This is a genomic window from Streptomyces sp. NBC_00122 (genome assembly GCF_045160845.1).
Taxonomy (GTDB): domain Bacteria; phylum Actinomycetota; class Actinomycetes; order Streptomycetales; family Streptomycetaceae; genus Streptomyces.
Window position 1 is genome coordinate 491,133 of sequence record NZ_CP108191.1, and the last position, 25,564, is coordinate 516,696.

17 protein-coding genes are annotated in these 25,564 nt (G+C 72.3%); 7 read left to right on the forward strand and 10 right to left on the reverse strand.

Annotated elements, in window-relative coordinates; genetic code table 11:
• The first annotated feature begins 48 nt into the window (after nucleotides 1–48).
• Complete coding sequence (locus OG737_RS02315) at nucleotides 49–831, forward strand: DUF72 domain-containing protein (protein ID WP_328924445.1); 783 nt, start codon at nucleotides 49–51, stop codon at nucleotides 829–831.
• A gap of 24 nt (nucleotides 832–855) precedes the next feature.
• Here the strand turns inward: OG737_RS02315 and recQ are convergent, their stop codons facing one another.
• Both recQ and OG737_RS02325 read right to left on the reverse strand, forming a co-directional pair.
• Complete coding sequence (gene recQ / locus OG737_RS02320; protein ID WP_328924446.1) at nucleotides 856–2,886, reverse strand: DNA helicase RecQ; 2,031 nt, start codon at nucleotides 2,884–2,886, stop codon at nucleotides 856–858.
• 194 nt (nucleotides 2,887–3,080) lie between these two features.
• A complete protein-coding gene (locus tag OG737_RS02325; RefSeq protein ID WP_328924447.1) occupies nucleotides 3,081–4,070 on the reverse strand; it encodes a DJ-1/PfpI family protein in 990 nt (329 codons plus the stop codon).
• A gap of 135 nt (nucleotides 4,071–4,205) precedes the next feature.
• On the opposite strand from OG737_RS02325, the gene OG737_RS02330 reads away from it, so the two are divergent.
• Nucleotides 4,206–4,796, forward strand: a complete 591-nt coding sequence (locus OG737_RS02330; protein WP_328924448.1) for an isochorismatase family protein — start codon at nucleotides 4,206–4,208, stop codon at nucleotides 4,794–4,796.
• A gap of 7 nt (nucleotides 4,797–4,803) precedes the next feature.
• Here OG737_RS02330 and OG737_RS02335 read toward each other — a convergent pair whose 3' ends face one another.
• Genes OG737_RS02335 through OG737_RS02345 form a run of 3 tightly spaced genes read right to left on the reverse strand, consistent with a single transcriptional unit; the run spans nucleotide 4,804 to nucleotide 8,305 of the window.
• Complete coding sequence (locus OG737_RS02335; RefSeq protein WP_328924449.1) at nucleotides 4,804–5,847, reverse strand: MBL fold metallo-hydrolase; 1,044 nt, start codon at nucleotides 5,845–5,847, stop codon at nucleotides 4,804–4,806.
• Nucleotides 5,844–7,130 carry a hypothetical protein gene (locus tag OG737_RS02340; RefSeq protein WP_405921128.1) on the reverse strand — a complete coding sequence of 429 codons (1,287 nt, stop codon included), beginning with the start codon at nucleotides 7,128–7,130 and terminating at the stop codon, nucleotides 5,844–5,846. The genes OG737_RS02335 and OG737_RS02340 overlap by 4 nt, the downstream gene beginning before the upstream one ends.
• On the reverse strand, nucleotides 7,127–8,305 hold the full coding sequence (locus tag OG737_RS02345) for a caspase family protein (RefSeq protein ID WP_328924451.1): 1,179 nt from the start codon (nucleotides 8,303–8,305) through the stop codon (nucleotides 7,127–7,129). The genes OG737_RS02340 and OG737_RS02345 overlap by 4 nt, the downstream gene beginning before the upstream one ends.
• A 142-nt stretch (nucleotides 8,306–8,447) precedes the next feature.
• Between OG737_RS02345 and OG737_RS02350 the strand changes: the two genes are divergently transcribed.
• On the forward strand, nucleotides 8,448–9,722 hold the full coding sequence (locus OG737_RS02350) for a pyroglutamyl peptidase (RefSeq protein ID WP_328924452.1): 1,275 nt from the start codon (nucleotides 8,448–8,450) through the stop codon (nucleotides 9,720–9,722).
• Between the two features lie 30 nt (nucleotides 9,723–9,752).
• On the opposite strand, the gene OG737_RS02355 is transcribed toward OG737_RS02350, so the two are convergent.
• Nucleotides 9,753–10,571 (reverse strand): YhjD/YihY/BrkB family envelope integrity protein, encoded by an 819-nt coding sequence (locus OG737_RS02355; RefSeq protein WP_405921129.1) that lies wholly within the window; start codon nucleotides 10,569–10,571, stop codon nucleotides 9,753–9,755.
• 339 nt (nucleotides 10,572–10,910) lie between these two features.
• On the opposite strand from OG737_RS02355, the gene OG737_RS02360 reads away from it, so the two are divergent.
• The 3 genes from OG737_RS02360 to OG737_RS02370 all read left to right on the forward strand — a co-directional run bounded on the left by OG737_RS02360 (nucleotide 10,911) and on the right by OG737_RS02370 (nucleotide 15,349).
• The gene (locus OG737_RS02360) at nucleotides 10,911–11,021 is read left to right on the forward strand and encodes a class III lanthipeptide (protein ID WP_328924454.1); all 111 of its coding nucleotides are present in this window, start codon (nucleotides 10,911–10,913) and stop codon (nucleotides 11,019–11,021) included.
• Nucleotides 11,022–11,126: 105 nt separating this feature from the next.
• On the forward strand, nucleotides 11,127–13,823 hold the full coding sequence (gene lanKC, locus OG737_RS02365) for a class III lanthionine synthetase LanKC (protein WP_405921130.1): 2,697 nt from the start codon (nucleotides 11,127–11,129) through the stop codon (nucleotides 13,821–13,823).
• On the forward strand, nucleotides 13,820–15,349 hold the full coding sequence (locus tag OG737_RS02370; RefSeq protein WP_328924456.1) for an ABC transporter ATP-binding protein: 1,530 nt from the start codon (nucleotides 13,820–13,822) through the stop codon (nucleotides 15,347–15,349). Before lanKC ends, OG737_RS02370 begins: the two co-directional genes overlap by 4 nt.
• Here OG737_RS02370 and OG737_RS02375 read toward each other — a convergent pair.
• The 4 genes from OG737_RS02375 to OG737_RS02390 all read right to left on the reverse strand — a co-directional run bounded on the left by OG737_RS02375 (nucleotide 15,346) and on the right by OG737_RS02390 (nucleotide 21,343).
• Nucleotides 15,346–18,282 (reverse strand): AAA family ATPase, encoded by a 2,937-nt coding sequence (locus OG737_RS02375; RefSeq protein ID WP_328924457.1) that lies wholly within the window; start codon nucleotides 18,280–18,282, stop codon nucleotides 15,346–15,348. The genes OG737_RS02370 and OG737_RS02375 overlap by 4 nt on opposite strands.
• 111 nt (nucleotides 18,283–18,393) lie before the next feature.
• On the reverse strand, nucleotides 18,394–19,068 hold the full coding sequence (locus tag OG737_RS02380; RefSeq protein ID WP_328924458.1) for a response regulator transcription factor: 675 nt from the start codon (nucleotides 19,066–19,068) through the stop codon (nucleotides 18,394–18,396).
• Nucleotides 19,056–20,183 carry an ATP-binding protein gene (locus OG737_RS02385; protein ID WP_328924459.1) on the reverse strand — a complete coding sequence of 376 codons (1,128 nt, stop codon included), beginning with the start codon at nucleotides 20,181–20,183 and terminating at the stop codon, nucleotides 19,056–19,058. The genes OG737_RS02380 and OG737_RS02385 overlap by 13 nt, the downstream gene beginning before the upstream one ends.
• Nucleotides 20,184–20,398: 215 nt before the next feature.
• Nucleotides 20,399–21,343 carry a nucleoside hydrolase gene (locus OG737_RS02390; protein ID WP_328924460.1) on the reverse strand — a complete coding sequence of 315 codons (945 nt, stop codon included), beginning with the start codon at nucleotides 21,341–21,343 and terminating at the stop codon, nucleotides 20,399–20,401.
• 166 nt (nucleotides 21,344–21,509) lie between these two features.
• On the opposite strand from OG737_RS02390, the gene OG737_RS02395 reads away from it, so the two are divergent.
• Nucleotides 21,510–25,526 (forward strand): tetratricopeptide repeat protein, encoded by a 4,017-nt coding sequence (locus tag OG737_RS02395; protein ID WP_405680322.1) that lies wholly within the window; start codon nucleotides 21,510–21,512, stop codon nucleotides 25,524–25,526.
• Nucleotides 25,527–25,564: the final 38 nt, after the last annotated feature.

A 25,564-nucleotide genomic window follows, 5' to 3' on the forward strand; every position in this document is an offset into this window, starting at 1 on the left:
GCCGACGGGTCGGCGGGGAGCCCCGCCCGGGCGGGCAGGGATCGGAGCATGCCCATGCTTGTCGGAACCTCGGGGTGGCAGTACAAGGACTGGCGCGGCGTCCTCTACCCGCCCGAGCAGCCGCAGCGGCTGTGGCTGGAGGAGTACGCCCGGCATTTCACCACCGTCGAGAACAACAACGCCTTCTACCGGCTTCCCACGACGGAGGTCTTCGGGTCCTGGCGGGAGCGGACACCCGAGGGGTTCGTCATGGCGGTCAAGGCCAGCCGCTACCTGACCCATCTGAAGCGGCTGCACGACCCCGAGGAGCCGGTGCACCGGCTGCTGGAACACGCCGCAGGCCTCGGCGACCGGATGGGCCCCGTCCTGCTGCAGCTGCCACCCGGCTTCCGGGAGGACGTCGGGGCGCTGGACGCGTGCCTCGGCTGCTTTCCCGGCACGGTCCGGGTGGCGGTCGAACTGCGCCACGCCTCGTGGTGGGAGGCGGAGCGGGAGCTGCGGGCGGTGCTGGAGCGGCACGGCAGCGCGCTGTGCTGGGCGGACAGGTGGTCCCGCCCGGTGACGCCGCTGTGGCGGACCGCGTCATGGGGGTACGTCCGGTTCCACGGCGGCATCGCCGAGCCGCCGCCGCACTACGGCCGGCAAGCCTTGAAGTCCTGGGCCGTACGCATCGCCGAGCAGTGGCCGGACGAGGCGGACGTGTACGTGTACTTCAACAACGACCTCGGTGGTGCGGCCGTCGTCGATGCCGTGAAGTTCGCCCGGACGGCGGCCGCGATGGGCAGGACGGTGAGCCGTACGCCCCCGCCCCCACCTCCGTCCCCGACGTAGCCGAGACCGTCCGCCCCCGACCGGCTACTGCCAGTCGTCCCACGGCGGGTCCATCTCGTCCAGGTCGAACGGCGGCTCGTCGGCATCCGGCGCCACGGGCTGCGCCACCGGGACGGGCGCCGCAGGGGCCGGGACGGCCGGGGACGGGGGGACGGACTCGGCCGGGGGCGCGGGGGCGGTGGAAGCGTGGCCGGCTCCGGAGGCGTCGCACTCCGCCAGGGTGTCGAGCACGCCCCCGGCGTACTTGGTGAGCTTGGCCTCGCCGACGCCGCCGATCGTGCCCAGCTCCTCGACCGTGGCCGGAAGCCGCGTCGCGATCTCCCGCAGCGTCGCGTCGTGGAAGACGACGTACGCCGGTACTCCCTGCTCGCGGGCCGTTGCGGCCCGCCAGGCACGGAGGGCCTCGAAGACAGGTACGACAGCCGCCGGCAGGTCGACGGGCACGCGGGCGCCCTTCCCGGAGCCCGACCCGGACGCCTTACGGGGCTGGCCGACGGCCGCCCTCTCCTTCCGCATCGGGACGCTGCGGCGCCCGCCCAGCACCTCGCCGCTGTTGTCCGTCAGCACGAGCGTCCCGTAGTCGCCCTCCACCGCCAGCAGCCCCAGCGCCAGCAGCTGCCGGACGACTCCTCGCCACTCCGTGGTGCCCAGGTCCGACCCGACGCCGAACACCGAGAGCGCGTCGTGGTCGAACTGGATGACCTTGGCCGTCTTCTTGCCCTGCAGGATGTCGATGATCTGGCCGGCGCCGAACTTCTGGCGCCGCTCCTTCGCCAGCCGCCACACCGTCGACAGCAGCTTCTGTGCCGCGACCGTGCCGTCCCAGGTCTCGGCCGGAGTCAGACAGGTGTCGCAGTTGCCGCACGGCGCGCCCGACTGCCCGAAGTACTCCAGCAGCCGCACCCGGCGGCAATGGACCGTCTCGCACAGCGCCAGCATGGCGTCCAGGTGTACCGCCAGTGAGCGGCGGTGGGCCTCGTCGCCCTCGGAACCGTCGATGAGCTTGCGCTGCTGGACGACGTCCTGCAGGCCGTACGCCAGCCACGCCGTGGCGGGCTCGCCGTCGCGGCCGGCCCGACCGGTCTCCTGGTAGTAGCCCTCGACCGACTTCGGCAGGTCGAGGTGGGCCACGAACCGTACGTCCGGCTTGTCGATGCCCATGCCGAAGGCGATCGTGGCCACCACCACGACCCCGTCCTCCCGCAGGAAGCGCGCCTGGTTCGCCGCACGCACGCGGGCGTCCATCCCCGCGTGGTACGGCACGGCGTCGATGCCCTGCTCCACCAGGAAGGCCGCCGTCTTCTCCACCGAGGACCGCGAGAGGCAGTAGACGACTCCGGCGTCCCCGTCGTGCTCGGTCCGGAGCAGCTCCAGCAGCTGCCCCAGCGGCTTGTCCTTCGCGACGATGCGGTACTGGATGTTCGGCCGGTCGAAGCCGGCGACGAAGTGCCTGGCGTCCCCCAGACCGAGCCGCGCCGCGATCTCGGCGTGGGTGGCCTCGGTGGCCGTCGCGGTCAGCGCGATCCGCGGCACCTTCGGCCAGCGCTCGTGCAGCATGGACAGCGCGAGGTAGTCGGGCCGGAAGTCGTGACCCCACTGGGCGACACAGTGCGCCTCGTCGATCGCGAAGAGCGACACCTTGCCCCGGTCGAGCAGTCGCTGTGTGCCCTCGGTGCGCAGCCGCTCGGGAGCCAGGTAGAGCAGGTCCAGCTCGTCCGCGAGGAATGCCTGCTCGACGGCCTGCCGCTCGTACGGGTCCTGCGTCGAATTGAGGAATCCGGCCCGCACCCCGAGGGCGGTGAGCGCGTCCACCTGGTCCTGCATCAGCGCGATGAGCGGCGAGATCACGACGCCCGTGCCCTCTCTGACCAGCGCCGGGATCTGATAGCAGAGCGACTTGCCACCGCCGGTCGGCATCAGCACGAGGGCGTCGCCGCCACCGACGACCTGCTCGATGATCTCCTGCTGCTCGCCGCGGAAGGAGCTGTAACCGAAGACGCGGTGGAGCGTCTGCAAAGCGTCGGAGATCTCGGGGGAAGCGTCCGGAAGGGCCATTCACGAAGCCTAACGGCACCCGCCGACACCTCCGTCCCGTCCGCCGGAACCTGTGGACGAGGCCCGCGTCCCACCGGACCGCCGTCCCGGTCGCACACCCGGGTGGCACGGGCGTCGCGGGGTCTCGACCCCGCCTCCTGGGCTAGGCGCGGGCTAAGCGGCCTCGGGGAAGTGGGGCACGTCCCCGAGACCGCTTAGACGGGAGTCCGGAAGCGGTTGCGGTATTCCGTCGGTGTCGTGTCGAGCTTGCGGCGGAACGCCCGGATGAGGGTGTCGGTCGTGTTGAAGCCGCAGGTGGACGCGATGCGCTCCAGGGTGGCATCGGTGGATTCGAGTTGGTTGCGTGCCACTTCGACGCGGGCCGATTCGATGTAGGCGGCCGGGGTCATGCCGAGTTCGGTCTTGAAGATCCTCGTGAGCTGCCGTTCGCTCACATGGGCCTCCCCGGCGAGATCGGCGACGGTGAGCGGCTCGGCGATGTTCCGCGTGATGTGGTGGCGGAGGTCCTCGATGCGTCGCGTCGTCGAGACGGGTTCGAGCGGGACGCTGAACTGGCTCTGCCCGCCGGGCCGCTTGAGGTACATCACGAGCTGCCGGGCGACGCGGAGGGCGACGCCCTCGCCGAAGTCCTCGGCGACGAGCGCGAGGGACAGGTCGAGGCAGGCGCTGATGCCCGCGCCGGTCCACACGTCGTGGTCGCGGATGAAGATCGGATCGGAGTCGACCTCGACCTCGGGATGGTCGGCGGCGAGTTGCTGCGCCGTCGACCAGTGGGTCGTGGCGCGCTTGCCGTCCAGCAACCCGGCGGCAGCGAGAATGTGCGCCCCCACGCAGACGGATGCGACGCGCCGTGCGGTGCCGGCGAGAGTCCTCACCCGGTCGACCACTGCGGCATCGGTAACAGCGTGTACGCGCCGACGGCCGTCGACCTCGACCGCGCCGGGCACCAGGAGGGTGTCGATGCTCCTGCGGGACACCTCCTGGAAGGTGGTGTCGGGGAGCACGCGCACCCCGGCCGAGGTGGTGACGGGGCCCAGGGTCTCGGCCGCGAGGACGACCTCGTATCCCGCGGCGTCGCCCACCTCGCGTTGCAGCAGGGAGAACACCTCCGGGGGGCCGGTGACGTCCAGCAGGTCGACACCGTCGAAGAGGATGACGACGACGAATCGTTTGACGGTGCTCAAGTGCCCTCCACGCGATGTCCGTATCTGCAAGTTGGATGACATTGCCGACACATCTGGTGGGTCGTAGCGTTCCATACGCAGCCACCGCGTGATGGCGCGGCCTTTCGATACGACGCCCGTGGAGGGGTATTTCACATGGCTACGACAACCCTGCGTGAGCTCAGCGGCTTCGATCAGACCCCGGCATCGCTCACCGATGCGACGCTGATCCTGGTCGACTACCAGAACACCTACACCCGTGGCGTGATGGAGCTGACGGGGTGGCGGCCGGCCCTCGACTCCGCCGCCGCGCTGCTGGCCAGGGCCCGGGAGGCAGGCACGAAGGTCATCCACGTCGTGAACGACGGCGGCGCCGGAACGCCGTACGACATCCGGAGCGAGATCGGCGGGATCCACTCCGCCGTGGCTCCCGTCGAGGGCGAACCCGTCGTCGTCAAGACGGTTCCCAACGCATTCGTCGACACCGACCTGGGTGAGCACGTCGACGCCGCCGGCAACAAGAACGTCATCGTCGCCGGGTTCATGACCAACATGTGCGTGACCTTCACGGTGGAGGGCGCGTTCCTACGCGGCAACCGGCCCACGGTGGTCGCCGACGCCTGTGCCACCCGGCCTCTGCGGACGGCACTCGCCGACCTGTCCGCCGAACAGATCCACCACGGTGCGCTCGCGACGATCTCCGATCTCTACGGGGTCATCGTCCCGTCCGCGTCGTCCCTGAGCTGAGCACGGATCAGAAGTCCACGGTGAGGAAACCGTCCTCGTCGGCCGGCGCGGGGGCCAGCACACGGTATCCGAACTCCTCCTTCAGAGCGGCGAGGTCCCAGTTCGCGGCCCGCTCGCGGTAGTTGAAGAAGAGTTCCTTCGTCTCCCCGCCGTTCTTGAGGATGCGGGCGATGGCGACGTCGTCCGGGTGGCCGTGGATCTTGCCGTTGGTGGAGATCAGATAGCGGCCGCAGTCGAGGAGGCCGAGCAGGTCGTTCGAGAGGTTCCTGGCGCTGCCGTGGTGGGCGACCTTCAGGGCGTCGATCCGCAGCCGCCCGCCCTCGGCCTCGGCGCGCGGCCGGAGCGAGGCCACCAGGCGGGGGTCGTCCGCGTCGCCGGTGAAGACGATGCGGGTGCCCTCGAACTCGAACAGCAGGCCGATGCTGGTGGGGTTCGTCGGGGAGCCGTCCCGGTTGAACGGCGTGGCGGCCAGCTTGTCGACGTCGATCGGGCCGAAGTGTTCGACGCCGGCCGCCAGCTCCCTCTCCTTGGGGTCCACTCCGGGGATCAGCCCGGCCTCCTCGCACTTGGTCTTCCACGTCGTGATCAGCGACTCGAGCAGCCGGCGGTCCGGCGCCAGCACCTCCATCGTGGATCCGTCGTCGAACCAGGACAGCGGATGGCCCACCTCGATGCTCCGGCCCTCGAAGGCCTTGTTCCAGGGGAGGTGCTGGGTCATGAGCGCGGTGGTGAGCTCCTCCCCGTCCACCGCGCCGAGCACCTCGCGGTCGTGGAGATGGTCGAAGCCGTTGAACCACACGTCCCCGAACTGCACCGGCCGTTCGAGGTCGTCGAGCATCGCCAGCACACCGAGGATGTGGTCCTGGTCGACGTGTGTCACCACGAGTACGTCGATCCGGCCGCCGTCCAGCCCGGCGAGCAGCGGTTTGATCCGTCCGTAGGTACCGTGCCGTCCGCCGTCGAAGAGGATCCGCCGGGCGAACTCGTCATTGCCGTATTCGAGGAGCAGGCAGTCGCCGTCCTCCGCGGGCAGCATCCTGAGCCGGATCATCGAGTACTCCCTTGCCGCAGGTCGAGAATGAGGAACGGCTCGCGCATGTCGGCCAGCCAGGACAGCCGGCGCGCCTCGTCGAGTCGGCGTACGCATTCGGGGTCGTCGGGGAAGGCGGAGAGCCCGTCGACGAGCCACGCGAGCCCGAGCGTGTAGAAGGGGATGCCGCGGTCGAAGGCCTCGATCAGCCCGTCCCGCGCCCGCGCCCGGTCCGGCGAGCCCCGGCGCAGCAGCCGGACCGCCCGCAGGATCGCCCCGTCGCTGATCCGGGGGAAGGAGTCGGCCAGCCGGTCCAGCCACGGGTCCCAGTACGTCACGCCCTTCGAGTGGTCGGTGCCGATGAGGACGTAGGCCCCGGCTGCCGCCGCGAGCGGGTTCTGGAGCTTGGAGTAGAGCATCGCCTCGACGTCGGTGAAGAGCCGGGCCGCCATGTCCAGGGCGCCCTGGGACATGTACGCGAGCCCCGCGCCGACCGCCGGGTCGCGGACGGCCACGGCGACGGCGCTGCCGGTCGGACTCTGCCGCAGATTGACCAGGACCTCGACCTCTGTGGTGCCCCAGGGCAGGGGGAGGGTGACCAGCCGTACGGATCCGGCGGTCTCCACGACCAGGAACTGCCGCTCGCCGACGGGTTCGCCGGGGGCGCCGACGGGCCCGTCCGGACCGAAGCGGTAGAGCGGTGACACCGCTGCCCCGCGCACGGCGGGCGTCGGCAGGACGCGGGGCTCGCCGTGGGCGATCAGCCGGGCGACCTGGGGCTCCGGCCCGTTCCTCCCGAGCGCGAGCATCGACGCGAAGGAACAGCTCGTCGGCGCGGCGTCGGGGATCCAGGTGGCGAGCGCGGTCAGGTCGACGGCCGCCCCGGGGGCGTCATCGTCCGGCCCGGCGGCGGCGACGATGGACCGTGAGGCGACCGACGCCGCGAGCGGGACCTCGGCGGGGCTGTGGTAGACGCTGTCCGGCTCGATGTTGCCCATGAGGTACTGCCAGGAGTGCGTCTCGTACGGCGAGTCCGTCATGACGAAGTCCACCGGTGTCTCCTGGCCCTCCACCGCCACGGCGTTCTCCGTCAGCACCAGCCCGGACGGCAGGGCCGCCGACACGACGTAGCGCCCGGGCGTGACCGGGTATGACGCGGGCCGGGGCGAACTCCCGCAGGGGATCAGGATGTTGCGCCGGGACTCGCCCGTGAGGTCGGCGGAGTTGATGTCACCGACGATCACCGCGTCGTTGGACTCCCCCGCGGACGAGAGGAAGAGCCGGACGGCGAGTGCGGTGCTCATGGCCTGGCCAATCCGATGCGGAACAGCGGTGGGCGCGCGTCCAGTTCGTTGCTGCGTACGTCCTCGGGACCGAGGACGGCCTCGACCTCGTACCGCCCGAACGGCAGGAACAGGGCCCACTCGCCGAGGTCGGGTTCTTCGCCGGGCGCGGGCGGCGGGCGCCGCCGTTCCGCCTGCTCGGGGTGGCGGCAGATGAATTCGGCGCGCGCGTTGTCGGCGGGGTCCTTGCAGCCGATGTACACCGGGACGACCGGGTCACCGCGCAGTTCGTGGAAGTCGAAGTCGAACGATTCCTTGCCGACCGGTACGGAGGCCCCCACGAGGGACCCCGCGAACGAGGGCTCCCTCATGAAGCGGACGGTCGCGTGCAGCAGGGTGGCGGTGGTCACCCGCCACACGCTGTCCTCGGTGTTCTCGCTTCCCGCGCCGTCGAAGCTCCGCAGCAGCGCGTCGGTGAACAGGCTGACGCCTCCGGCGCGGGCGACGGCCTCCGCGCCGTGCAGGGTCGCGTAGATGATGGCGTGTTCCCGTGGCACGAACCCGTCGGGGCGTACGTTTCCGGCGACCGGGACCCGCCCGAGGGAGTCCGTGCCCACCTGGCGGACGAGTGCGTCGGAGCCCTCCCGGCAGGCGTCGACGAAGAAGACCTGCTGGCCGGCCCGGCAGTTGTTGAGTCCTCTCGTCAGGGCCTCGAAGTGCAGTGCGCCGTTCAGCGGGCTGTTGCGGTCGGCGAACACGTCCGCCGCCAGAAGGGACGTGTCGACCCCCAGCGAGATCCCGTGGCCGCAGAAGTAGAAGACCAGGCGGGCCTGATCGTGGTCGCCCCGGTCCTTCCACTCCGTGACGGCGGCCACGATGTTGTCGATGGTCGCCGGTTCCACGCCGTGCTCGCCTTGCGTCTTCGGGTGGACGAAGGGGGCGGGAGCCGCTTCGCTCAGCAGGAGTGCCAGGCTCCCCAGCGGTCTGCCCTTGTCGAGGTACTGGTCGATCATCCAGGTGGCGAAGGCGCGCGCCGATCGGGGTGGTGAGGACAACTGCCGCATCCCCACGGCTCCCGGGTGGTCCGTCGGAGACGGGCCGCCGTCCAGGTGCTCGTACGCCCCGACGCCGATGACGAGCGCGTGCGTGGACGCGGGCCCCGCGTGCTCGTCCAGGTGGACGGTGAAACCGGCCATGGAACCTCCGCGTGACGCACCGGCACAACAAAGAGGAGGCTTTGATCCCATTATAAGAAGAAGTAGGACGTACGCCCCTCGGGGGCCACATGGGCAAAAGGCGCCTGGTGGGGCTGACAGGCCCTATGTAATGTCACATCGCATGATCCTCTTACGCCGTGCCGCGACGGCCGCGGTCCTCCTCGCCACGTTCCTTCCGATCGCAATCGCCGCCCCCGCGCAGGCGGCTGACGACGTCTCCTGCTCCACGTCCGCCGCCGCCTCCCTCGACCCCGAACAGGCACGGCTCGCCGATCGCCGGACCTCGGCGCTCGTCGAGCGGGCTGGGCTGGCGAGCTTCGTGCGGCGCTTCCCCGCCGCTCTGTGCTCCGCCCGGGGGCCCGCCGAGGCCGCCCGGCTGCTCGACGAGTGGGGCGAGGCCCTGTGGCAGGCCTCCGTACGACGGGCCCAGGACCCGCGGCCGGGAGGCGATCTCGCGACCGGCGACGACCGGCCGCTGTACTGGGCGCGTCTCGCCATGACCGCCTCGCTCGCCCGCTGGGAACCGGGATTCGCCGTCGACCGCCCCGCGCTGCGCGCCCGCTTCGAGGACGCCTCCCGCGGCCTCACGGACAACGGCTTCACCAGCCGGCCCGGCGTGCGGCGCGTCTTCATCAGCGGCTTCGACCCCTTCGGGCTCGACGCCGAGATCCGCCGCGCCAACCCGTCCGGCTCGGCCGCCCTCCAGCTCAACGGCAGGCGCGTGACCCTCGGCGACGGCAGTACGGCCGAGATCCGCGCGGTCGTCCTCCCCGTGCGGTACGCCGACTTCGACGCGGGCATCGTGGAGCGGGCGTTCGCCCCGCGCCTGACGGCCGGCGGCCCTGGAGCGGCGGACCTCATCACCACCGTCAGCCAGGGCTATCCGGGCATCTTCACCCTGGAGGAGTGGGCGGGCCGGTCCCGGTCCGCGGATCCCTACCCCGACAACACCGGCGCCCTCTCCGGGGGCACCCGTGCGCATCCGGTGACCGCCCCGGGCCTCGGCGCGGGGCCCGAGTTCATCCGCACCACCCTCCCCGCGGACGCGGTGACGGGCGCCGTCCAGACGCCGTACCCGGTGCTGCTGAACTCCGCCGTCACCGAGATACCGGCCGACGGGACGGCGCCGGTCGACCGGGAGGACGGCCCGACCCCCGGCTCGCGGGCCGTGGCGGGCGGCGGAGGCGGCTACCTGTCCAACGAGGTGGCCTACCGCTCCAACCGGCTGCGCGGTGAGCTGGCCCCGCTGCTGCCGGGAGGCCATCTGCACACCCCCGTGCTCACCGGCCTGCCGGCGGATCCGCAGGCCTTGACCGGCCCCGAGTTCGAACGCAACGAGAGCGCCATCGTCTCGGAGGTCCGCGCGGTCCTCGAACACGTCGCCGTCCGCCGCTGAACGCACTCTCCCCCGCCGGGCCCCGCCGGGTCACCGTGGGGCAGCCGCCCCCTCGGGCCCGGTGGCGGGAGTCTTGAGCCAGCGCGCCGGCAGCGGCTCGTGGGCCAGTACGTATCCCACGGCCATGGCCACCGTGACGACGACGAAGAACCCGATCAGCCACGACAGCAGGACGAAGACCAGCCCGAGGCCGCCGAACTGCTCCAGGCTGTGGTCCACGGCACGGGGGATGTAGTACCTCGAACCCCAGGTGATCACCTGCCCCCCGACGGCGACGAAGACCGCGCCGGGCAGCAGTGGCAGCCACGGCACCCTGGCACCGAGCAGCAGGTGCTGGGTCCACCACCACAGCAGTGTGCCGCTGACCAGCGCGATGGCGGCGCCGAGGGTACGGCCGACGCCGAAGGCGTCCTGGATCGGCCCTTGGAAGATCAGGGCCGTCAGCCAGACGGCGAGCCAGGCCACCCACCGCCAGGCGGCGAGGCGGGCTCCGGCCTTGGGCAGGTGCCAGCACCTTTCGCACGTCTTCTGCAGGGCGCGGCTGCACGCGGTGGCGGACAGCAGCGTCACCACGACGCCCACGGCTCCGGTGCTCGCGACGGCCGTGGTGCTGCCGGCGTCGTACACCTTGCGCACCTCGTCCAGCGCGGGGTCCGTCAGGCCCAGGGTCGTACTGATCGTCGAGACCAGCTGTTGCTGCACCCAGTCGGGGGCGATCGCGCCGATGACGAAGATGGCGGGGATCGCGCCGAGGAAGGCCTGTGCCGCCATCCGGGTGGCGCAGTCCAGCACGTTGACGGCCGTGAGCTGTTCGAGGGTCCGGCCCAGGAGCGGTGTATACCTGCGCATCCAGCCCGGCACGGCGAACCGGCGCCGTGGGGCTTGCGGTCCGGGCACGGTGGCGGCTCCTTCCGGGAGCGGCGCCCGCCGGCTGCGGCTGCCTCTCCATGAGAAGGATGAGGGAGAGGGGAATATCCGGCATTTCCGGATGATCTGCGACAGCGGACCCTCACGGCGACCACCACCATTCACCCCCGCCCGGGCCGGCCCTCGCCTGGGGGCAGCACGCGCGAATTATGGGGGGCGAACTCTCATGTGCGTGTCAGGTGCATGGCGTTGACTCGGGCATGCCGATCGGCCGGCCGGTACGGATCCCGACTCCACTTGTCCTCCGAGGAGGTGACCTCAATGAGCGTTCTCAAGCTCCAGAACCTGCAGCCCGTGGCGACGAACAACAGCGCTGCCGTCATCAGCCTGACGAGCAGCAGCAGCAGCTGCTGTTCCACCAAGCCGGAGTAACCCCGACGGCGATCCGTGCGAGGGCGCCCCGCGCCCTCGCACGGATCCCGCCGTTTCCACCAGCCGCTGCCGCCCGCGGCACCCCGTACGAACACAGAGGCCGAGATGCGCAACGAACGATGGGTCTACCGATTCCTCTTCGCGTGGAACGACACGCTGTTCTTCGACCCGCTCGACGTCTCCTACGAGCCGAGGGCCGACCACTTCCTCGCCGGACTCGACGAGCAGGTGCGGGCGCGATTCGTCCGCAGCGGCATCTGGTGGAGCCATCGGCACAACCCGGACCTGCCGACCCAGGGCTGGAAGATCCACGTATCGGCGAGTCAGCGCAACGTGCACGAGGTCGCCGCCTCGGTGATCGGGCACCTCGTGCCGCGCGGTATCGACTTCAAGATCGCTCTCGACCTCAACGTCTTCGAGATGCTCAACTCCAAGGCCATGTCCCGGGGCAGTGGCGGCAAGCTCGTCACCGTCTACCCGCGTGACGACGACGAGTTCCGGTCGTGCCTGGCCGACCTGGCCCGTGTCCTGGAGGGCGCCGAGGGCGCCTACGTCCTGTCGGACCTGCGGTACCGCGACAACAAGGCGCTCTACTTCCGGTACGGCCAGTTCCTCGCCACCCACACCGTCGACGTCCTCGGCCGGCAGGTGCCGCACATCCTGGGACCGGACGGAACCGTCCCCGACGACCGGCGCCCCGGGTACGCCCAACCGTGGTGGGTTCCCTGGCCGTTCACCGACTGGAAGCCCGCCGGCGACGACGAGGACGACGGCCTGCTCGGCGGTCGTTTCCGGGTGACCGGTGCGCTCCAGTTCTCCAACAGCGGCGGGGTGTACAAGGCCGAGGACACGGCGGACGACGACCGGCCGGTGGTGCTCAAGGAGGCCCGTCCGCACACCAACATCAACCCGCGCCAGGACCACGACGCCGTGGACATCCTCGCCCGGGAGTGGATGTTCCTGAACCGCCTGGCCGGCGTCGGCTCGTATCCGGCTCCGATCGCCACGTTCTCGCACTGGGAGCACCACTACATAGCCGAGGAGTTCATCGACGGCTCCGACATCCGCTCGGTCCTGCTCGAACGCAACCCGCTCGCGCGGCCCGGGACCGACATCGAGCAGTCCCAGGAGTTCCTGAAGATCTTCATCGCCGTCTTCCGCGGACTGGCGCGTGCGATCCGGGCCGCCCACGAGCGCCAGGTGATCCTCGGTGACTTCACCCCCGCGAACCTGCTCATCGACCCCGACACCTACGCGGTGACCATCGTCGACCTGGAGGCGTGCCGGCTGGCCGAGGCCGGGGACGGCGACGGCGAGGCGCCGCTGGAGAAGCCGGTCGAGCTCTTCACCCCGGGTTTCAGCCTGTCCCGCAGCCGCTTCAAGGCGTTCGGAACGGAAGGCGACCTGTACGGCCTGGCGAACACCATGGCGTACTTCATCTTCCCGATCGCCGCGATGTCCTACCTGCGCGAGGACGTCCTCGACACCTACCGGATCTTCATCGACGACCTGGGCTGGCCGGAGCGTATCCACCGGTTGCTCACCGATCTGGCCCGGGCCCGGATCACCCTCGACGAGGTGCTCGAAGCCCTGGACGACGAGGCGGAGCTGCTCGGGCAGGTGGCGGCGCCGCCGCCGCGACCGGTCGTGGAGGAGCGGCTCGGGCTGGCGGAGGCCGAGGCCGGGGTGGCCGCGTTCGTCGACGCCGTCGCCGACACCGGCCGGGACACGCTCTTCCCCGTGGACCCCTTCGCGCACGTCACCAACCCGCTGAGCCTCGGATTCGGGGCGAGCGGCGTCCTGTGGTCGCTGAACGCCTCCGGTGTTCCGATCCGGCCCGAATGGCGGAGCTGGCTGCGCGAGAAGCTGGCCGGCATCGACGTGGCGGGGTACCCGGACGGCCTCATGAGCGGCCTGGCCGGCATCGCCTGGGCGGCCGACTCGCTCGGGCTGCGCACCGAGGCCAGGGAACTGCTGGCACACGCCAACCGGCGCGCGCCCGAGACCGGTGACCACACCTTCTACTACGGCCTCGCCGGGCTGGGGATGACCAATCTGCGCTTCTTCCTGCGCAGCCACGACCCGCGCGATCTCGCCGCCGCGTGGGACTGCGCGCGTACGCTGTGCGACTCCGCGCAGCGTGACGGCGGGAGGGCCTACTGGCTGAACGGATTCTCGACCGCGGAGCCGCTGACGGGCCTCGGCTTCGGACAGGCCGGTGTGGCGATGTTCCTGTTGCGGGCGCACCAGGTCACGGGGGAGGAAGGCTTCCTGCGGGTCGGGCGGGAGGCGCTCGCCTGGGAGATGGCCCATGCCAAGCCACTGGACGCCGCCGTCGAGGGCAGCCCGGTCATGTTCGAGCACGAAGGGACCATGGAGCCGTACATCGAGGTGGGGTCCGCCGGTGTGGTGCAGGTGCTGCTGCGCTACGGCGACATCGACTCCGCGCGAACGGTCCTGCGCGGGCTGGACGTCGGACACTCGGTGCTGCCGGGGTACGCCTTCGGCATGAGCGGGGTCGCCGACGCGCTGCTGGACGCGGCCCGGTTCACCGGCGACCGTTCGTACCGTGACACCGCGCTGCGCCAGCTCGACTTCGTCCGGAAGGTGTTCCTGTTCGAACCCGCCGAGCACTTCGCGGTGCCGCGCCGTGACGGGCAGAGCCTGCTGGGCGTCCCCGGCGAGGGGCTGCTGCGCTGCTCCACCGACTACCTGACCGGCTCCGCGGGCGTGCTGCGGGTACTCCACCGCGTGAACCACGGGGGCCCGGCCGACTTCCTGCTGGACGAGGCGACGCGGTGAACCAGCTGTGGCACACCCTGCGGGGTCACCGGGCCCAGTTCGCCGTGATCGTGGCCGCCGAGGCGACCATGGGCGGGCTCGAGGCCCTGCTGCACCCGCTGCTGCTCAAGGCGCTGTTCGACCAGGCGATCCTGACCGCGGACTTCCGCAGGTTCCTCGTCCTCGGCGGCTGCTACCTGCTGCTCGGCCTGACCCTCAACCTCGCAGGCTACTGGGTGTCCTGGTGGCGCAAGCGGTACGAGAACGCGTTCACGCTGGTGCTGGAGACGGAGCTGTTGGGCCGCACGCTCGGCCTCGACGGCCGAAAGGTGTCGGAGGCCGGAAACGCCTCCTATGTCAGCCGCATCCACAACGACGTCTCCGAGGGCGTCCTGCCTGCCGTGGACGTCTGCATCCGCATCGCCCGGCAGACGGTCGCCTCGGTCGTCTTCCTCGGCGTGCTGCTGTACCTGTCCTGGCAGGCCAGCCTCATCCTGCTGGTCATCGTGCCGCCGCTGGTGCTCGTGAGCAACCGGCTGGCCAAGCGGATCGAGGACAACACCGAGTCCGAACGCGAGGCGGAAGCGCGGTACATCAACAAGCTGACCCGGACGCTGGAGTCCTTCCACGCGCTGCGCGGTCTGCCGTCGCTGCGGCCCGGCACCCGCGCGGCGAACCGGGACGCGCTGCGCGGTTTCCTCGGCATCACCTTCGTCAACTACCGGCTGTCGCAGAAGCAGCGGACGCTCAGCGACCTGGTCATGAACCTGTCGGACACGGCGTCGATGGTCATCGGAGCCTTCTTCGTCTTCTCGGGCAGGATGTCCTTCGGCAGCTTCCTCGCGTTCGTGAACTCGCTGTGGCGGGCCGTCACCGGGATCTTCGACCTCGTCAACATGATTCCGCAGGTCCGCCGGAGCTCGGCCGTCCTCAAGCGGATCGAGACCCTGCGCGGCTCGCGGCAGACGCCGTACCACGACGAAGGATCCGTGGTGCGGGTCCGCGGGGCCCGGGTCGCGTACGGGGACGGCGCCGAGGTGTCGATCGACGATTTCGAGCTGAGCGCCGGCGAGCACGTGCTGCTCCGCGGTCCCAACGGCTGCGGAAAGACCACGCTCCTGCACATCATCTCCGGGACGCTCGCGCCCGACACCGGTGCGGTGGTCCTGCCGCCCCGGGTGGCGAGCCTGACCACTCCGGTGAACCTGCCCCCGCTGCCGGTGCGCGAACTGGTCGCCGACGAGCGGCTGCGCACCTCGATGGGCCTGGACTCCCTGGCCGACCAGCTGCCCTCGGAGCTGTCGTCCGGCCAGCGCCAGCGGGTCGGGGTCGCGGCGCTCCTGAGCGAGGACGCGGACGTGTACCTCGCCGACGAACCGTTCTCGAACCTCGACGAGAAGGGCAGGGACCTGGTGCTCAGCAGCCTGCGGGAGCGGACCGGGGGAAAGGCACTCCTCGTCGTGCACCACGGCGACGAGGAACTCGACGGCCTCTTCGACCGGGTGGCGACCCTGGCGGGGACGCCCGCGCTCTCCGACCGGTCCTAGGCCGGGCGCATGACCAGGTCGCGGGCGGCGGAGGCGAAGGCCGTCCGGTTGGGATGGCCGGTCTTCTGGAGGAGGCTCGCCACGTGCTTCTCGACCGTGCGCGGTGAAATGTGCAATCGGCCGGCGATGTCCTTGTTGCCGATCCGCTCGGCGAGCAGCCGGGCCACCTCGAACTCGCGGACGGTGATGCCGCACCGGCGCAGGTCCGGCGGCACCTGCTCGGTGCCCGTGCGCCGCTGCCGGACCGGCGCGCCCATCCCGCGGAGCAGCGCCCGGCAGGCGCCGACGACCGCCTGGAGGCCGGCGCCGTGGAAGTACTCCTCCGCCTCGCGCAACCAGTCCACCGGCGCGCCCCAGCCGTCCTCGTACGCCGACCGCGCGACCAGGCGCAGACACAGATGGCGCGCCATGGGGTAGAGCCCGGCCGCCTCCAGCGCCGCGCTCGCGGCGGCCGTCGCCTCGCCGGAGCGGCCCTCGCGGCCCAGCAGTACGGCGTGGGCCAGGCCGACGAACTGGCGGTTCCAACGGGTGGCGGCGACGTCGGCCTCCGCGACGCCCGCGTAGTGCCGCCGCCCCATGCGACCTGCCAGCACGCCCAGCAACAGGATGACCCCGTGCTTGCCGAACTCGCCGGTCGCCGGATTCTCCGCGTCGTACGCGAGGGCCTGCGCGAACTCCTGCTCGGCGGCGTCGGGTCTCTCCTCCAGCAGCGAACAGAACGCCCGCGCCAGCCCGTACGACATGGACCGCAGGCCCGGTGCGGCGTCGATGAGCGGGGCCAGCCGGTCCAGCGCCTCCTGCATCTCGGCGCGCCGGCCCTGGTGCGCCCAGCGCACCGCGTCGGCCAGCCGCAGCGCGGACAGGGCCCGGCCCAGTCTCAGCCGGGTCGCCTCGGCCACGCCCTCGCGGATCCGGTCCCCGGCCGCCTCGAACTCGCACCGCTGGATCTGGTCCAGCGCGAGGACGGAGCCGGTCTCCTGCGCCAGGGGCGGTACGCCCATCCGCAGGGCCTCCTGGCGGGCCTGCTCGATCCGGTCGGGCCGGCCGCCCTGCCGCGCCGCGATCCTGGCCAGGTACGTCTCGGCGGACACCCGCAGTACGGGGAGTCGGCGCGCGTGGGCGATCGCGCAGGCACGCGTGACGTGTGCCGTCGCGGTCGCCTCGTCCCGTTCCCAGGCCAGCTCCCCGAGCACCAGCAGGGCTCTGCAGGCCACGGCCGGCAGACCTGCGCGCTCGGCCGCGTCCGCCGCCCGGCGGGCGAACCCGGCCGCGGTGGACAGCCGGTCGGGCGCGAACCGGCTCAGCTCCACGTGCGCGGCGGCCAGGTCCACGAGGGCGGCGTGGGCGGGGGCCGGGTGGCCGCCGAGCAGCCAGCGGGCGATGTCGACGTGCCGGTGGGCCTCGGCCGGCCGGCCCATCAGGGTGGCGACGTCGGCCAGTCGTGCGTGGAGCCCGGCCCGGCGCTGGGCCGGTACGCCGTGGTCGCCGCCCAGGGCTTCGAGGCCGACGGCCAGCGCGGGTACCAGGTCGAACCGGGCCGAGCAGGTCACGGCCTCCAGCAGCTGCTCCAGCACCGTGGCGTGCAGTTCGGGTGCGGTACCGGGCTCGACGAGACGGTGTGCCCGGGTCAGCAGCGCCACCGCGCGTTCCACCGTGCCGTCGGTCATCGCCCGTCCCGCCGCCTCGCAGTACAGGCGGATGGCCTCGGGTGTGTCGCCCGCGTGCCCGTACAGCCCGGCGGCGTGCGCGCACCACGCTCCGGGCAGCCCCGGGTGCAGGTCGCCCAGGGCGCGCGCCGCCCTCGTCGCGTACCCGGCGCGCTCACCCGGTCCGAGGTCGTCCAGCAGGGCCTGCGCCGCCAGCCGGTACCGGAACGCGTACCACTGCGCGCTCGACCCGTCCGGCACGATCAGGTACGACGCGACCCCCGCGCGCAGGATCGCGGACAGGTCCTGGTGGTCACAGCCGAGCGCGTGCTGCAGCACCGGCAGCGGGAAGCGCTGTCCGAACAGGGCCGCCATGCCCAGGAATTCCCTGCCGGACGGGCCGAGCTGCTCGGCCCGTCGTCTGACGCTGTCCGCGACGGCGGAAGGGACGGACGGCGTCCGGCCGCCGCGGACGAGGTCCAGGGCGAGCTCCTTGACCACGAACGGGATTCCGGCGCTGCCGCTCAGCACGCGGTGGACGAGCTCGGGGCCGACCTCGGCCGGGGTGAGTCCCAGCTCGGCCGCGACCATGTCGTGCACGCCGGAGTGGTCGAGGGGACGCAGGTCGAGGATCGCCGCCGCCCCGCGCTGGCGGGCCCGCGTGGCCAGCTGGGTCGCCACGCACGATTCACGCCCCGCGGTGAGCAGGAGCACGACGGGCAGTTGTCCGATGTTGTCCAGCAGGTACTCGACGACCGCGAGAGTCCCGGCGTCGGCGTCGTGCAGGTCGTCGAGGACGAGCAGACAGCCCCGCCGGCGTCCGACGACGCCGACCAGGCGCAGCACCGCTTCGGCGACGATGAGGTGTGACGCGGCCGCTCCAGGGTCCCCGGTGTCGGTCAACAGGTGCGCGACGACCGGCCCGTACCGGCCCAGTTCGTCCGGCTCCGGCAGCAGCCCGGCGCGGGCCAGCGAGAGCAGCGCTTCGACCAGCGGGCGGTACGGGACGGGCGAGCCCACTGTGCTCGCCCGCCCCAGAGCCGTGACGATGTCCGCCCGGGCAGCGTCGACGACGGCCTCGGCGGCGAGCCGGGTCTTGCCGACCCCCGGCTCGCCTGTGACGAAGACGGCTCCGCCCCGCCCCGACCGGGCGGCGGCCAGCGTCGCCGCCACCTGCCCCATCTCGGCTTCTCGGCCGATGAGTTCCCCCCGCCTCGGATGGCGGCCGTCGGGGCCCGTCGCGGTGCGGAACGCGTCGTCCGTCAAGGTCGGCCAGAAGTCGGTCACCGGCTCATCCCCCTACCCCCGGCGGGCCTTCCTCGGCGCCGCCGGGAACGACGATACGAGGGGGGCGGCCCTTGCCTGTAGCCGTCCGTTTGGGGGGCTTGCGCCGGGTGGTCAGCTCCCGTCGAGGCTGTCCTCGCGCACCCGGCGGGCCAGGTCGAGCTTCGTGTACGCGGGACGGCCCGCCTGCTGGTACTTGGCCTTGACCCGGTCCAGGTAGTCCTTGGCCGTGTAGACCGTGATGCCCGCGCGCCGGGCGGCGGACTTCAGGGTCAGTCCGGAGGCGTAGTCGAGCAGGATCTGCCGCTCCCGGGGCGAGAGCCGGGGACGGGCGGGACCGGTGTCGTAGGCGCAGGCGAAGGCGAGTTCCACGGAGTGGGCCCCGCGGCCCGCCGCCACGTCCTTGATCGCGGCGACCAGCGTCGGCAGGTCGTTGTCCTTGGTCAGGTAACCGTCTGCGCCGGCCCGGACCGATTCGATGATCCGCGAGCGGTCCGGGATGGTGCTGATCATCAGGACCCGGCTTCCGGAACCCGACAGCCGCCGGATGTTGTCGGCGGGAGCGGAGCCGTCCCGCAGTGCGAGGTCAAGGAGGACCACGTCGGGCGGGACGTACGCCGACTCGCCCGGCCCGTACGGGTGTTCCGCTCGCGGTGGGCCGAGCAGCTCCCCGACGGTGGCGGCGGTCGCCACCAGTCGCAGCTCGGGGACCCCGCCCAGCCAGGCGCGCATGCCGTCAAGGAGCATCCGGTCGTCGTCGACCACCGCGACGGTGATCACCGGGGCCACCGCAGCTCCACCCGTACGCCCTCGCCGGGCGCGGTGTCCACGGTCGCCCGGCCGCCCACCTCGGCCATCCGGCCGCGGACCGAGCCGCGCAGCCCGAGGCCGGGCACGCACCGCTCGGGATCGAATCCGGGACCCCGGTCGACCACGGTGACGACCGCTCCCCCGCCGCCGTCGGTGTCCCCCGTGGCGGTGAGGTAGGCATGTCCGGTGCCCGCGTGCCGCCGTACGTTGTTGAGCGCCTCCCGCGCGGCGTCCGCGAACGCGGCGGCGACCTCGGGCGGCACCTTCGGCAGGTCGTGGTACTGGGCGGTGACCCGCAGCTGCAGGCCCTCCACCGAGCCGACCGCCTCCTCCAGGGCGGCACCGATCTCCCGGTGGTGGACCTCGTCGGCGGTCTGCTGGATGAGCCGTCGCAGGTACGCGGCCTCGCGGCCGCACCGTTCCCTCACCTCGGGGGCGTTGGCGTCGACCCCGCCGGCCGCGAGGGTGGTGAGCGTGGCGAGGACGGTGTCGTGCAGTGCGCGGTGGTGCTCCAGCCGCTCGGCGTAGCGCGCCTTGTGCGCCTCGGCGGCCAGCGCACGGGCGTTGGCGTCGTCGAGGAGGCGCCCTTGGCGGCGCAGGTACCACCAGAAGACCCAGACCAACACGGCCGACGACAGCAGCGAGTTGATGTGGCCGCCGACGATCGCGGGGTTCGCGCCCACCGCCCGGTAGCCGATGAAGTGGGTGATCACCAGGAGGGCGATCGCAGCGAGGGCCTGGGCCCGTTCGAGGGCGATGGCCGCGGCGGCGCTCGCCGATCCGCCGAGCAGCATCGCCCAGGCGATCAGGGCGGGCTCCCGTATGTTGCCCCACGCGATCAGGACGAACGGCACTACGCACCCGATGACCAGGACGTCCGCCCAGACGTGCCGGGGGTCGAACCAGCCGCGCCGCCGGGCCGTGCCGTAGCCCAGCAGGCTCAGGCCCAGCGCCGCCGCGAGCCCCGCGTACTGCAGGGGGAGGTCCCGGTGGCGCTGGGCCACCGCGAGGACGCCGACCGTCAGATGGCTCGCCCGGTAGAGCAGGGTGGCCACGATCATGAAGGAGCGGGCGCGCTGCAGCCCCGACCCCACTTCCGTCGTCCCCCGCAGTGCCCGTAATCGCCGTATCGGTAAGGAGACCACCGACAAAACCACGCCTCTCCGAACCAGAGGCACCGCAGGATCCCAGACGTCATCCCGTGCGGAACGGGGGTTGGGGCCACGCTGCCCGCAATCGTCACTGACGTCACGTATTTTGCCCCTGCATGGTATGCCGAGAGCGGTATCCGGAAACCCACTCGTTCCGGTCAAGTCGTACGCGAGCCGAGCGTCGCCACCGCGGCGAGCAGCCGGTCCCAGAACAGGTCGGCGTCGACCGTCACCGCGACCTGCGCGTTGACCGGGAGGTCCGTGTACCGGTGCAGGTCGACGACCGTCGCTCCCCTCGTGTACTGCCCGTGCAGCTCCACGACCACGGCCGCCGGGGCGCAGCGCACGATGTCCGGATCGATGACGCGGGCGACCGCGACCGGGTCGTGCAGCGGCGGGCTCGCGAAGCCCCACAGCCGGCGGTAGGTGGAGGCGAAGAAGGTCATCAACTCGACGCAGATGCGCCCGAGATCCGTGCCGAGCCCTTCGAAGCGGGCCAGCACCTCGGGGGTGGCGAGCGCCTGGTGGGTCGCGTTGAGGCCGCACATGGTGATCGGCACACCGCTGCGGAAGACGATGTCCGCGGCCTCCGGATCGGTCTGGATGTTGAACTCGGCGGCCGGGGTCCGGTTCCCGCGGTCGGTGGAACCGCCCATGAGGACGATCTCGCGGATGTGCGGGACCACCTCGGGATAGCGGGTCAGCAGCAGGGCGATGTTGGTCAGGGGCGCGGTCGGTACGAGGGTGACGGGCTCCGGATGGGTGGTCAGGACGCGGTGCATGAGTTCCACCGCGTGCTCGGGGACCGCGTCCACGGTGGGTTCGGGGAACCCCGGCCCGTCCAGGCCCGATTCGCCGTGGACGTCGTCCGCGACCACCAGCGGCTGGAGCAGCGGGCGGTCGCAGCCGGATGCGATGGGCACGCCGGTGACGCCGGCGACCGTGCAGACGCGGCGCGCGTTCAAGGTGGTCTTGGCGAGTGTCTGGTTGCCGGCGACCGTGGTGATCGCGAGCAGGTCGACGGCGGGGTCGCCCGCAGCCAGCATGATCGCGAGGGCGTCGTCGTGGCCGGGGTCGCAGTCGATGATGATCGGAACGGGCACGCTCACTCCTCGACATCTCGGGCATTCGAGCCACCAGTCTGCCTCTTCGGACGATCTTCGCGGGCGTTTTCGGATCCGGCTGCGTCGGGGTGGTGCCGCCTCGTAGCGTCGGGGCGGGAGGCGGCGGCGCCGAGGCGCCTCCCCCGACAGGACACGGAGGGCAAAGGTGACCGCTCCCGGCTTACCGGACGGTGAAGGCCAGGCCAGGATCGTGCAGAACGTGTACGCCTTCGGAGGGTTCGCCTACGGGGCGATCCACGCGGACGTGCACGTGTACGGCGACGGCCGGCCGGTGTACCTCCTGGCGGAGCACCGGCCGCCCGCCGGGGACCCCGACCCCGCGTGGGCCGGGCAGCCCAGTCGGCTGCTCAACGCGGGCAATGCTGTCGTGCCCTTCACCGGCCGCGAGGAGGAACTGAGCGAGCTGGAGGACTGGTGCGACGGCGGCGACGGCGGCCTCGCGGTCCGCTGGCTGCACGGTGCCGGCGGGCGGGGCAAGACCCGGCTGGCCGATGAGCTGGCCGCGACGTCCGCCCGGTACGGCTGGAAGACGATCGTCGCCCGGCACGGAGGCGCGGTGGTGCCGGAGTCCGGGGGCAGCATTGACGGCCGCGTCGGCGACCGCCGCGGGCTCCTGGTCCTGGTGGACTACGCCGACCGCTGGCCCCTGCGGGACCTGGCCTGGCTGTTCGCGAACAGCGTGCTCGGCGGCAGCCCCGGGCGGCGGACACCGGTGCGCGTGCTGATGCTGGCCCGCTCCGCTCACGCGTGGCCCGCGGTGAAATCCGTGATCGGCGACCGGGCCGCCACCTCGGACCAGGAGCTGGAGGCCCTGCCCGCAGACCCCGGCGGCCGGGAGGACGTGTTCGCCGCCGCCCGCACCAGGTTCGCCGAGCTGTACCGGCGGACCGACGCCGCCACGGCCCCCTCGTCCCTCCCTCTGGAACACCCCGCCTTCGGGCTCACCCTCACCGTGCACATGGCCGCCCTGGTCGCGGTCGACGCCCACGTCCACGGCCGCAGGCCTCCTCATGACACGGCCGGTCTGTCGGCCTATCTGCTGGAGCGGGAACACGAGCACTGGAGGCGGCTGTACGAGAACGGCGCGGCCGGGCTGGACTTCCGTACGTCACCGGACGACATGGCGAGCGTGTCGTTCGTCGCCGCCCTGACCGGGGCCTCGACCTGGGAGGACGGTGCGGCGGCGCTGGAACGGGCCGCCCTGGCCACCGCGCCCGAGGCCGTACGGTCCCTGCTGCGGGACCACGCGCGCTGCTACCCGCCCCTCGACCCGCAGACGGTGCTCGAACCGCTGTATCCCGACCGGCTGGCCGAGGACTTCCTGGCCTTGACCGTGCCGGGCCACGCGGTCACCGGCTACCGCGCGGACGCCTGGGCGACGGGGGTCCCGAAAGCGCTGCTGACCGCACCCGGCGGCGCCGCCCGCGCCCCTCGCGCCCTCACGTTGCTGGCTTCGGCGGCCGACCGGTGGCCGCACCTCGCCGAGAAGGTCCTGTATCCCCTGCTGCGGGAGAGAGCGGACCTCGCCATCGACGCCGGCAGCGCCGCGCTGGTGGCCATCGCCGGTATACCGGGCGCGGACAGGGCGAGTCTCAGCGCCATCGAACACGCCGCGTTCGCCAAGGTGGGCGGGATGCCGCACGTCAACCTGGACACCGGCCTCGCCGCGATCGCCGTGCGCCTCGCCACCCTCACCGAGCCCGGCGCCACCGACGCCGAACGGGCCCGGCTGCACGCCCACCTCAACAGGAAGCTCCGCAACGCCGGGCAGCGGGCACAGGCCCTGGACCATGCCCAGCGGGCCGTGGACCTCTACGGCGAGCTGGCCCGGGCCGACCGGGGCGTCCACTCCCGCGAGCTGGCGGGGGCACTGTCCGCCCTTGCCATCGATCTGGCGCACGCCGGGCAGCGGGCAGAGGCCCTGGAGCGCTCCCAGCAGGCCGTCGACCTCTACGGCGAACTGGCCCGGGCGGACCCGGAAGCCCACCTGCCGCTGCTGTCGGAGGCGCTGGGCAACCATGCGAACCGGCTGGCCGACGCCAGGCGGCGGGCGGAGGCCCTGGAGGTCTCCGAACGCGCACTCGGCCTGATCGAGTCGCTGTTCGAGGCCGCCACGGACCCCGAGCGCTACCGGGGCTCCCTGGCGACGGCGCTGGACAACCACGCCAACCTGCTGTCCGAGGCCGGGCGGCACGAGGAGGCGCTGGACTGCTCCCGCCGTGCCGCGGACCACTACCGGATGCTGGGCGCGAGCGATCCCGCGGTCTCCTGGCCCCTGCTGGCCAGGTTGTCGCACAACGACTCGATCCGGCACGCGTCGGCCGGGGATCTGACGGCGGCCGTGGCCGACTCCGCACTCGCCGCCCAGAACCTCATCGAGCTGGCCGAGATCAATCCGAGCGCCCACCTGCCGGCGCTGGCCGGGGCGCTGACCGCCCACACCGGCCACCTGTGGAGGTTCGGGCTGCGCGAGGAGGCCCTGGTGTACTCCCAGCGCGCCGTCGATGCCTGGGACGAGCTGGCGGACGAGGACCGCCGCGCCCACCTGCCCGGCCTGGCGGCGGCCCTGCGCAACCACGCGGTGTACCTCGCCCAGCTCGGTCGGCAGGAACAGGCACTGGACCTCTCCCGGGGGGCCATCGGCCTGTGCGAGGAACTCGTCGAGGCCGACCGCGAAGCCCACCTCCCCGATCTGGCCCGTGGGTTGTGGGCGTTCGCACTCGCCAGGACCATTTTGGACACCGACCTCGACGACGCGCTCACGGCGGCCGCCCGGGCGGCGCGGATCTACCGGGATCTCGCCGAGCACGAACCGGACGAGTTCACCGAAGACCTGCTCGGCGGCTACGCCCTTTTCGCCGACCTGCTGGAGCGGCGCGGCCTTACCGGCGAAGCCAGTGAGTTCCGCCTCCGTACCGCCAAGCTGCGGGCGAAGGCGGCAGGCGCGGGCCCGGACGGGGCGGAGGAGCTCGAACGGGTCTTCCGGGCCGAGGCCGAGGCCGGCCACGTACCCGCGATGATCGACCTCGGCTACCTGCTGGCGAAGGCCGGCCGGACGGAGGAGGCCGAGCCGTGGTACCGGCGCGCCGCCGAAACCGGCCACCGCACGGCCATCGCCCTGCTGGCCGGGCTGCTGGGCATGACGGGGCGGAGCGCCGAGGCCGAACCGTGGCTGGAGCGGTCCGCCCGGGCCGGCGACGTCACGGCCATGGGCCTGCTCGGCGAGTGGTTGGCGAGGACCGGCCGGGGAGAGGAGGCCGAGCCGTGGCTGCGGCAGGCCGCGGACGCGGGTGGGACCGACGCGATGTGCGACCTCGGTGTCCTGCTGGAGTACACCCGGCGGACGGAGGAGGCCGAGCGGTACTACCGGAGCGCCGCCGAGGCGGGCCACCTCCGGGCAGCCCGTCTCCTGGGCGTCCTGCTGTACGAGGCCGGCCGGGCGGAGGAGGCAGAGCGGTTCCTGCGGCGCGCTGCCGAAGCCGGTGACGCGGCCTCGATGAGCAACCTCGGCACCCTGCTGTACGGATCAGGGCGGCTGCCGGAGGCCGAGCAGTGGTACCGGCGTGCCGTCGACGCCGGGTTCGACCGCGCCATGTACGACATCGCCGTCCTGTTGGAGAGGACCCGGCGGACGGACGAGGCCGAGCAGTGGTACCGGCGCGCCGCCGAAACCGGTCACGTGGCGGCCACCGCCGCCCTGGCCACCCGGCTGTGCGAGAGCGGCCGGCTGCAGGAGGCCGAGCCCTGGCTGCGGCGCGCGGCCGAGGCCGGGAACGGGGGCTCGATGATCAACCTGGGGCTCCTGCTGGACCGAACGGGCCGGTCCGGGGAGGCCGAATCGTGGCTGCGGCGCGCGGTCGAGGCCGGGGAGGTCCAGGCGTCGGGTCCGCTCGGCAGCTTGCTCTGCGAGGCCGGCCGGCTGCGGGACGCCGAGCCGTGGCTGAGGCGCGCGGGCGACGCGGGAGACGTCAACGCCATGATGAACATGGGCTTCGTACTGCTCCACACCGGCCGGCGGGCAGAGGCCGAGGAGTGGTACCGGCGCGCCGCGGCCGCGGGCGACAAGGACGCCGCCAAGGCGCTCCGCGGCCCGCTGTTCAAGGCCGGCCGGGCCACCGGGCCGGGGCCCCGGCGGCGTTGGGGCATCCGCCGACCCGACTGACCGCCGCACCCCCACCGGGCGCGCGCCGGGCGGTGAGA